Below are 8,332 nucleotides of genomic sequence, written 5' to 3'. Positions count from 1 at the left end.
GAGACGGACGGCGAGTGGGAGCAGGCGGACTCGCTCAAGACCGCGTACGACGGCGCGCCGGCCACCGGCATGACTGTCTTCTCGCACGCGGCCGACGACGTGGCGGCAAGCCCGCTCCTGGCCCGCCGCCGCTCCGGCCGGGCCCGCGCCGCAGGCGCGACCCGGGCGAGGCCTTTCCGCGGCCACGGTCCCCGCCGCCCCGATCGGCCCCGCGCCGCAGCCGCCATCCGCGCCGGTCATCTCCGCCGCCGGCGGCCCGGAGCCCTGGCCCGGGTCCCCCGCTCCAATGCCGCCCGGAGCACCGAGCGGAGCGGCGCCGGCCGCACCGTGGCCGCACGGGACGCCCGGGGGCGACGCGCCGGGCGTACCCGGGTCGGCGGCCCCGACCGCGCGCGGGGGCCGGCGCCGGGCGCTCTGGATCTCGATCGGCGCGGTGGCGGCCCTCGCCGGCGTGGCCACCGCGGCGGTCCTCTACCTGACCCGGGACCGGCACCCGGAGCTGGACTTCCAGGCGTTCGACAACGGCACGCGGATCCCGGCCGGCGCGGACCGGCCCAGCGACATGTTCACCGCGACGCTGGGCGACCGCGCCTATCTGGCGTACCCGCGGGACGACGACCGGCTGGAGGTGGTCGCCGTCGACGCGGGCACCGGCAAGGAGCTGTGGCGCCGGCAGAGCGCGGTGCCCGCCGAACAGTGGGACCGGATCGTCGCCCTGCCCGACGCGGTGGCCCTCGTCGCGGACGCCGCCGGCACCAGCACCCCTCGTGAGCTGGAGGTCCTCGACGCGGGCTCCGGCCGCCAGCGGTGGCACCACCCGGTGCACGGCGACGACGAGTTCTTCTTCGGCACGGACGTGATGGTGCTGGCCGACCGGGACGGACACCGGCTGGTCGGCCTGCGGGTGAGCGACGGTACGGAGAAGTGGAGCCGCGCCGACCCGCGCGACCAGTACGGCAACTCGCGCACCAGCGTCCACCTGGTGACCAGCGAGGAGGGCCTGGCCGGGCCGGGCTTCGCCGGCGGTGGCGCCCGGGATCCCTGGCAGGGCGAGGTCCGGCGGATCGTGCAGGTGTCGTCGGACCGTTCCGTCCGCCTGATCGACATGGCCACCGGCGCGGTGCTGCGCCGACGCACCAACGTCGCGGAGCCGGACGACCTGGTCGTCGCGCACTCGGACGGGCTGTACGTGGCGAACGACGACGGCGGGTTCCAACTGCTCGCGTACGACCTGGGGAGTTCGGCGGAGCCGACGGTGCTCTACCGGGCGCCGGACGACCGGGACCGGCCCAAGGGGCTGGTGCCGTGCGGCGAGCACCGGGCCTGCCTGCTGGAGGTGGCCGACGCCGACCCGGCGACCGCCGTGGTGGTGGCCGCGGCCGAGGGGAAGAAGGCGGAGCGCTGGTCCGCCCCCGGCGCCGACCTGTTGGTGCCGCTCGGCGAGCGGGTGCTGGCCCGGCGGACCTACCCGGATCCGGCGGTCACCCTCTTCGGGCCGGACGGGCAGCGGGTGCTGGACGCGCGGGACGGGGTGGCGGTCCGGGTCGACGCGGGCAACCTGCTCGTCTTCGCCGAGCCGCTGGGCAGCAGCGAGGACGACCGCAGCGTCGCCGGGGTGGGCGCCGAGTCCGGCCGGGTCGTCGAGCTGGGCCAGCTCAAGGACGTGCGCGGCGAGTCCTGCTCGTGGAACACCGAGGTGATCGCCTGCGGCTCGGCGAAGGACTTCGTGCTGCACCGCTTCGCCGCCGGCTGACCGCAGGCCTCCGGCCAGCGCGGATCAGTCAGCCCCGGTGCCGAGGCCGCGGAAGACCGCCAGGGTGGCCGGGTCGTCGATGGTCGCCGGGACCGGCTCGTCCCGCCCCTCGACCAGCCCGCGCATGGTCCGGCGGAGGATCTTGCCGGAGCGGGTCTTCGGCAGCGCCGGCACCACGGTCACCCGACGGAACGCGGCCACCGGGCCGATCCGCTGGCGGACCAGGGCGACCAGCTCGCCGGCGAGGGCGTCCGGGTCCACCTCGGCGCCGGCCTTGAGCACCACGTACCCGCTGGGGACCTGACCCTTGAGGGCGTCCGCGACCCCGATCACGGCGCACTCGGCGACCGCCGGGTGGCCGGCCAGCACCTCCTCCATCGCCCCGGTGGAGAGCCGGTGCCCGGCCACGTTGATCACGTCGTCGGCGCGGCCCATCACGTAGAGGTAGCCGTCGGCGTCGAACCGCCCGCCGTCGCCGGTCAGGTAGTGGCCGGGGAAGGTGGACAGGTAGGAGCGGACGTACCGCTCGTCGTCGCCCCACAGGGTGGGCAGGCAGCCGGGCGGCAGGGGCAGCCGGATCACGATCGAGCCGTCCGTGCCGGGCGGGACCTTCCGGCCGGTGCCGTCGACCACCCGGACGTCGTACCCGGGCACCGGCACCGACGGGGAGCCGGGCTTGATGGGCAGCGGCTGCAGGCCGCGCGGGTTCGCCGCGACCGGCCAGCCCGTCTCGGTCTGCCACCAGTTGTCCACCACCGGCACGCCGAGGTGCTCCCCCGCCCAGGCCCAGGTGTCCGGGTCGAGCCGCTCGCCGGCCAGGAAGAGGGTACGGAGGCTGCTCAGGTCGTACCCGGAGATCAGCGCGGCGTCCGGGTCCTGCCGGCGGATCGCCCGGATCGCCGTGGGCGCGGTGAACAACGCGGCCACCCGGTGCTGGGCGACCACCCGCCAGAACGCGCCCGCGTCGGGGGTGCCGACCGGCTTGCCCTCGTACAGCACGGTGGTCGCGCCGGTGAGCAGCGGCGCGTACACGATGTAGGAGTGGCCGACCACCCAGCCGACGTCGGAGGCGGCCCAGAAGACCTCGCCCGGCCCGATGTCGTAGACGTTCCGCATCGACCAGCGCAGCGCGACGGCGTGCCCGCCGTTGTCCCGCACCACGCCCTTGGGGTGGCCGGTCGTACCGGAGGTGTAGAGGATGTAGAGCGGGTCGGTCGCGTTGACCGGCACGCAGCCCACCGGCTCGGCGTCCGCCATGACCTCGTCCCAGGTCAGGTCCCGGCCGGGGAGGAGCGGGGCGGGCCGCTGCGGCCGTTGGACGATCACGCAGTGCGTGGGGGCGTGCGTCGCCTCGCCCAGCGCGGCGGTGAGGATCGGGTGGTAGTCGACGACCCGGTCCACCTCGATGCCGCAGGAGGTGGCGACCACCACCTTCGGCCGGGCGTCGTCGATGCGGACGGCCAGCTCGTGCGCGGCGAAGCCGCCGAAGACCACCGAGTGGACCGCGCCGAGCCGGGCGCAGGCCAGCATCGCGATCACCGCCTCCGGCACCATGGCGAGGTAGAGCAGCACCCGGTCGCCCCGGCCGACGCCGAGCCGGCGCAGCGCCCCGGCGAACCGGGCGGTCTCCGCCAGCAGCTCCGCGTAGCTGTAGGTGCGTACCGTGCCGGTGACCGGGCTGTCGTGGATCAGCGCGGGCTGGTCGCCGAGGCCGGCCGCCACGTGCCGGTCCAGCGCGTTGTGGCAGGTGTTCAGCACCCCGTCCGGGAACCAGCGGTACAGCGGCGCCGCGCCGTCGTCGAGGATCCGCTCCGGCGCCCGGAACCAGTCGATGTCCGCCGCCGCGTCCCGCCAGAAGCCGGCCGGGTCGGCGATGCTCCGCTCGTACGCTGATCGATACGCGCCCATGGCCCCATGCTGCGCCCGCAGGCCGGGCGGCACGACGGTCGGTCCGGGTCGGTGCGCCGGGCGCACCGACCCGGTCGCCGAACGGCCCTCGGGCCGTGCGGTTCGTCGTTTTCGTCCACCCCGCAGCTGGGTACCGGACCGCCATGGACACGAACACGAACGCCTACCTCGTCGGTGGTCCCCGCGACGGCAGCAGCCAGGACGCGGGTGACCGGGCCCTGCTGGAGCTGGAGATCGACGGCATGATCCATCGCTACATCCGGACCACGAAGCAGCACGGTGACGGCGGCACGGTCTACAACTACGACGGCATGGTGGCCCCGGACGGCGGTCTGCCCGGCGTCGAGGATCCGGCCGCGCGGGTCGCCTCGCCGAAGGCGGACGCCGAGGGGCACGGCGGCACCCATTGAGCACCCGCTCAGCCGCTCGGGATCGCGGATGAACCGTGCCCCGCCGGGTAAGCAGCCGCCGTCCTGGTGGAGTGACGACCGGCGTCGCGGCATCCCGCGACCGGACGCGCGGGCGGGCGGCGCGACGCCGACCCGCCCGCGGGTACCGGGATCAGTTCCCGGTGACCCAGTTCCAGGCCGTCACCACCCACTCGGTCTGCTGCAGGTAGGCGACGCCCACGCCGGCCAGGAAGAGCGCCGTCACCAGGTGCGCGCCGCGGGCGCTGCGCCGCACCCGGCCCAACTGCCGCTCCCAGACCAACCGGCCGAGCAGGCGGGAGAGCGCGAAGAGGCCCACCGCGGTGAGCAGGCTCAGCACGAAGGTCAGCAGCGGCGCGGTGAGGTCGCCGCGGCCGGAGATCGCCCAGATGCCCCAGCAGACGAAGGCGAAGAGGCCGCCCGCCGCGCTCCACTCGCCACCCCGGCGCAACTGCGCCAGGTGCCAGCCCATCGGCCGGCGCGGGGCGGCGCCGCCGGACCAGTCGGCCGGGTCGACGGCCGGGAACTGGTCGGTACGCGGGGTACGCCGCTGCCCCACCGGGGCCACCCCCCGCCGGAACGCGTCCCGTTGCGTCGGCACCCCGACGCCGGGCTGCGGCGGCACCTCCACGGTGCGCTCGGCCCACGGCTGGGTCTGGTCCGCCATCTCGTGTCCTCCCCCTGACCGACGCCGGCCACGTTTCCGAGGGTAGCGACCCGGCAAATCAGTCGCCGACCCCGACGGTGATGGGTTACACACATCCGATGACCGATGTGGTGTTGCCCCGCGCCGAGGACTTCGACGAGATCGCCGGGCTGCTGGCCCTGGCCTTCCACGGCGGTCTCGACCCCGAACTGCTGGAGGTCGAGCGGGGGATCTTCGAACCGGAGCGCGGGCTGCTGGTCCGCGACGGGACCACCGCGGTCGCGCACGCCGCGGCGTTCACCCGGGAACTGGGGGTGCCCGGGGCCAGCGTGCCGGCGGCACACGTGACGATGGTCTCGGTCGCCCCGACCCACCGCCGCCGGGGTCTGCTCACCGCCCTGATGCGCCGCCAACTGCGGGAGATCCGCGACGCCGGCCGGGAGCCGGTCGCGGTGCTCTGGGCCAGCGAGGGCCGGATCTACCCCCGGTTCGGCTACGGCCTGGCCGCGCAGCGGCTCACCATCAGCTGCGACACCACCGAGCTGCGCGTGCCGGAGCCGGCGTCCGTCCCGGGCACGCTCCGCCTGGACCAGCCGGCCGCGCGGCAGGCCGAGCTGGCCCGGCTGTACGACCGGGTCCGCGCCGACCGCCCCGGCTGGTCAAACCGGGACGAGCGCTGGTGGCGGTACGTGCTGGCCGACGTGAAGAGCCTGCGGGAGGGGGCCACCGAGCGGCGGGTGCTGCTGCACGAGGGGCCGGCGGGGCTGGACGGGTACGCGCTGTTCCGGACGAAGGAGGAGTGGGACCGCGGCGGCCCGCGCGGGGAGGTCCGGGTCGACGAGGTGGTCGCGGAGAACCCCGACGCGTACCTGGCGCTGTGGCGGCTGCTGCTCTCGATCGACCTGACCCGGCGGTTGTCCTGCCGTACCGCCGCCGTGGACGAGCCGCTGTTGTGGCTGGTGAACGAGCCGCGCCAGCTCGGCGCCCAGCTCTCCGACGGGCTCTGGGTACGCGTGGTCGACCTGCCCGCCGCGCTGGCCGCCCGCCGGTACGCGACCGACGTCGACGTGGTGATCGAGGTCACCGACGAGCTGCTGCCGGAGAACGCCGGCCGGTGGCGCCTGGTCGGCGGCCCGACGGGGGCGACCTGCACGGCCACCGCCGAGCCGGCCCGGCTCGCGTGCGACGTACGCGCCCTCGGCGAGCTCTACCTGGGCGGCGCCGGGCTCGGGGCGCTCGCCGCCGCCGGCCGGGTCCGGGAACTCGTGCCCGGGACGCTCGCGGCGGCCGCCCCCGCCTTCGGCTGGCACCGCGCGCCGGCCCCGATGGAGGTGTTCTGACGGGTGCGGCGGGCCGCCGAGGCGGTACGGTCGACCGATGGGTGATGCGGAGCGCCGGCGACGCCGGCTGCGGCACCACGGCGAGGCCGAGAGCGAGTTACCGGCCCCGGACGGGCCGAGCGCGACGACGGCCGGGGTGCACGACGAGCCGCCCCGCGGTCGCCGGCCCGGCCCGGCGGCCGACGAGGGTGAGCGGGGGCTGCGCGGCCTCGTCGGCTCCGGATCGTCGCAGGTCGGGGTGGCCGCCGCGCTGCGGGCCCGGGACGCCGCCCGCCCCACCGACGCGGACCTGGCCGAGGCCGAGGCCCGGGTGGTGATCGTGCGGCGCAACTGGGTCCCCCGCGAGGACCTTCCCCGCTCCGGCCGCTGACGCGGTCAGGCCGGCAGGTCGGGCAGCTCGCGGGTCTGCTCGTACGAGGCGACCTGGGCGATCCGCCGGGAGTGCCGCGGGTTGCCGGAGAACGGGGTGGTCAGGAACGCCTCGACCAGGGCGGTCGCCTCGTCCAGGGTGTGCTGGCGGGCGCCGACCGCGATGATGTTGGCGTCGTTGTGCTCCCGGGCGAGCTGCGCGGTGTCGATGTTCCAGGCGAGCGCCGCCCGGACGCCGGCGACCTTGTTCGCGGCGATCTGCTCGCCGTTGCCGGAACCGCCGATGACCACGCCGAGGCTGCCCGGGTCGTTGACCACCCGGTCACCGGTGTGCAGGCAGAAGGCCGGGTAGTCGTCGTCCGGGTCGAAGGCGTGCGGACCGACGTCGACCACCTCGTAGCCCTGCGTGGCCAGGTGGTTGGCCAGGTGCACCTTCAGCTCGAAACCGGCGTGATCGGATCCCAGGTAGACGCGCATACCGCGCAGTCTGTCAGGCCGGCCTCCGTGCCGCCGCAAGGGCGGCGGCACGGAGGCGGATTCGTCACAGCTCAGCGGGACAGCTCGGCGACCACCAGGCCGCCGCGGGCCTTCGGGGTGAACCAGGTGCTCTTGCGCGGCATCTTCTCCCGGGCCAGATTGACCGCGACGAAGTCGTCCACGGTCACCGGGGCGATGAGGATGGCCAGCTCCGCCCGGCCGGCGTCGACCTCACCGGTGAGCCAGCTCGCCGGGTAGTCGCCGCCCACGTAGGTGATCCGCTTGTCGCCCGGGTCGAGGCCGAGCGCGTCGCGCAGCAGCAGCCGCTCGACCAGGGCGTGGTCGAGGTTCTCCAGCCGCCCGCCGTCGACGTGCGGCAGGGTCACCGCGTACCCCTCACCGGCGAGGTAGAGGTGCACGGCGCCGCCGCCCGCCGGGACCTCGACCGGGCCGTCGATCGGGGTGATCTCCGCACCGGCGGCGCGGAGCCGGTCGAGCAGCTCCTCCGGCGTGGTGGTCAGCTCGCTGACCAGCCGGTTGTAGGGCTGGATGGCGACCGACGCGGGCGTGGTGATCACCGACAGGAAGCGGGGCAGCCCGCCGGTCTGCGCGGCCAGGCTGCGGTGGTTGCCGTCGGCGACCACCAGCTCGCCGCCGCCGGCGAGGGCGGTCAGCTCGTCCTGCTCGGGGCCGGGACGCAGCAGCCAGATGGCGTGCGTCCGCCCGGACTGGTCGACGTCCGTCGCGGCGGGCGCGCCGGCCGACTCGGTCGCCGCCGCGAGCGCGGCGTGCAGCTCGTCGCCACGCCCGGTCTGGAGCAGCAGTACGGGCGAGAGCAGGTGCCCGAGCGCCTCGGCCAGGGCCACCCGCTCCCGCACCTTGGCGATGAAGACGTCCTCGTTGCGGATGACCAGACCGGGCTCGTCGGCCCGGGTGGAGATCTGGTCGGTGTCGACCATGGCGAAGAGCCCGTACGCGGGCTCCTCGCCCGGCGCGCTGATCCGGTAGAGCACCACGACCTGCTCGGCCGGGGTGTAGCTGCCGTCCGCCTTGGCCTCGGTCAGGCGGGCCACCGCGTCGGGGAGGGCGTCGAGGAAGGACCTGCCGAGGCTCTCCGGCGCCCGGTGGGGCATCTCGATGCCGAGGGCACTGTGCGGGTTCGCCTCGATGATCGCGGTGATCTCCGCGTCGTCGGCGAACTCGTCGTAGTTCTGCGCGCCGGTGCCGCCAGTGGTGATCCAGGCCCGGGCGATCGGATGCACGACCGTCATGCCCACGGACGCTACCCGCGGCCCCCGGCCCGCCGAACCCGGACCCGCACCGCGTCCACCAGATGAAAGGGGCCGCGCTCAGCCGTTGCGGTCGAGCGGCGCCGGCGCGTTGCGGTGTCGGCCGGGCGCCGGGGTGGGAC

Annotated in this window: 8 protein-coding genes; 4 read left to right on the top strand and 4 right to left on the bottom strand. The window is 75.5% G+C overall.

Going from position 1 to position 8,332, the window contains the following annotated elements; all coding sequences use genetic code 11:
- Positions 1–286 precede the first annotated feature (286 nt).
- Positions 287–1,753, top strand: a complete 1,467-nt coding sequence (locus tag DKT69_RS13810; protein WP_109801971.1) for an outer membrane protein assembly factor BamB family protein — start codon at positions 287–289, stop codon at positions 1,751–1,753.
- A 24-nt stretch (positions 1,754–1,777) separates the two neighbouring features.
- Here DKT69_RS13810 and DKT69_RS13805 read toward each other — a convergent pair whose 3' ends face one another.
- Entirely contained in the window at positions 1,778–3,661 is a 1,884-nt protein-coding gene (locus DKT69_RS13805; RefSeq protein ID WP_109801970.1) for a propionyl-CoA synthetase, read from the bottom strand.
- Positions 3,662–3,804: 143 nt separating this feature from the next.
- Here DKT69_RS13805 and DKT69_RS13800 point away from each other — a divergent pair, with 143 nt between their 5' ends.
- Positions 3,805–4,071, top strand: a complete 267-nt coding sequence (locus DKT69_RS13800; protein WP_109801969.1) for a hypothetical protein — start codon at positions 3,805–3,807, stop codon at positions 4,069–4,071.
- Positions 4,072–4,222: 151 nt separating this feature from the next.
- Here DKT69_RS13800 and DKT69_RS13795 read toward each other — a convergent pair whose 3' ends face one another.
- On the bottom strand, positions 4,223–4,756 hold the full coding sequence (locus tag DKT69_RS13795; RefSeq protein ID WP_109801968.1) for a hypothetical protein: 534 nt from the start codon (positions 4,754–4,756) through the stop codon (positions 4,223–4,225).
- Positions 4,757–4,854: 98 nt separating this feature from the next.
- Here DKT69_RS13795 and DKT69_RS13790 point away from each other — a divergent pair, with 98 nt between their 5' ends.
- Entirely contained in the window at positions 4,855–6,075 is a 1,221-nt protein-coding gene (locus DKT69_RS13790; RefSeq protein ID WP_109801967.1) for a GNAT family N-acetyltransferase, read from the top strand.
- A gap of 37 nt (positions 6,076–6,112) precedes the next feature.
- A complete protein-coding gene (locus DKT69_RS13785) occupies positions 6,113–6,445 on the top strand; it encodes a hypothetical protein (protein WP_109801966.1) in 333 nt (110 codons plus the stop codon).
- A 5-nt stretch (positions 6,446–6,450) separates the two neighbouring features.
- On the opposite strand, the gene DKT69_RS13780 is transcribed toward DKT69_RS13785, so the two are convergent.
- Both DKT69_RS13780 and DKT69_RS13775 read right to left on the bottom strand, forming a co-directional pair.
- Entirely contained in the window at positions 6,451–6,921 is a 471-nt protein-coding gene (locus DKT69_RS13780) for a ribose-5-phosphate isomerase (RefSeq protein ID WP_089012948.1), read from the bottom strand.
- Positions 6,922–6,992: 71 nt separating this feature from the next.
- Positions 6,993–8,192: a DUF1015 family protein gene (locus DKT69_RS13775; RefSeq protein WP_109801965.1), complete on the bottom strand. Its 1,200-nt coding sequence runs from the start codon at positions 8,190–8,192 to the stop codon at positions 6,993–6,995.
- Between the last annotated feature and the right edge of the window lie 140 nt (positions 8,193–8,332).

The organism is Micromonospora sicca, assembly GCF_003172935.1.
Classification (GTDB): Bacteria; Actinomycetota; Actinomycetes; order Mycobacteriales; family Micromonosporaceae; genus Micromonospora; species Micromonospora sicca.
This window is presented reverse-complemented; position numbering and strand designations above follow the sequence as displayed.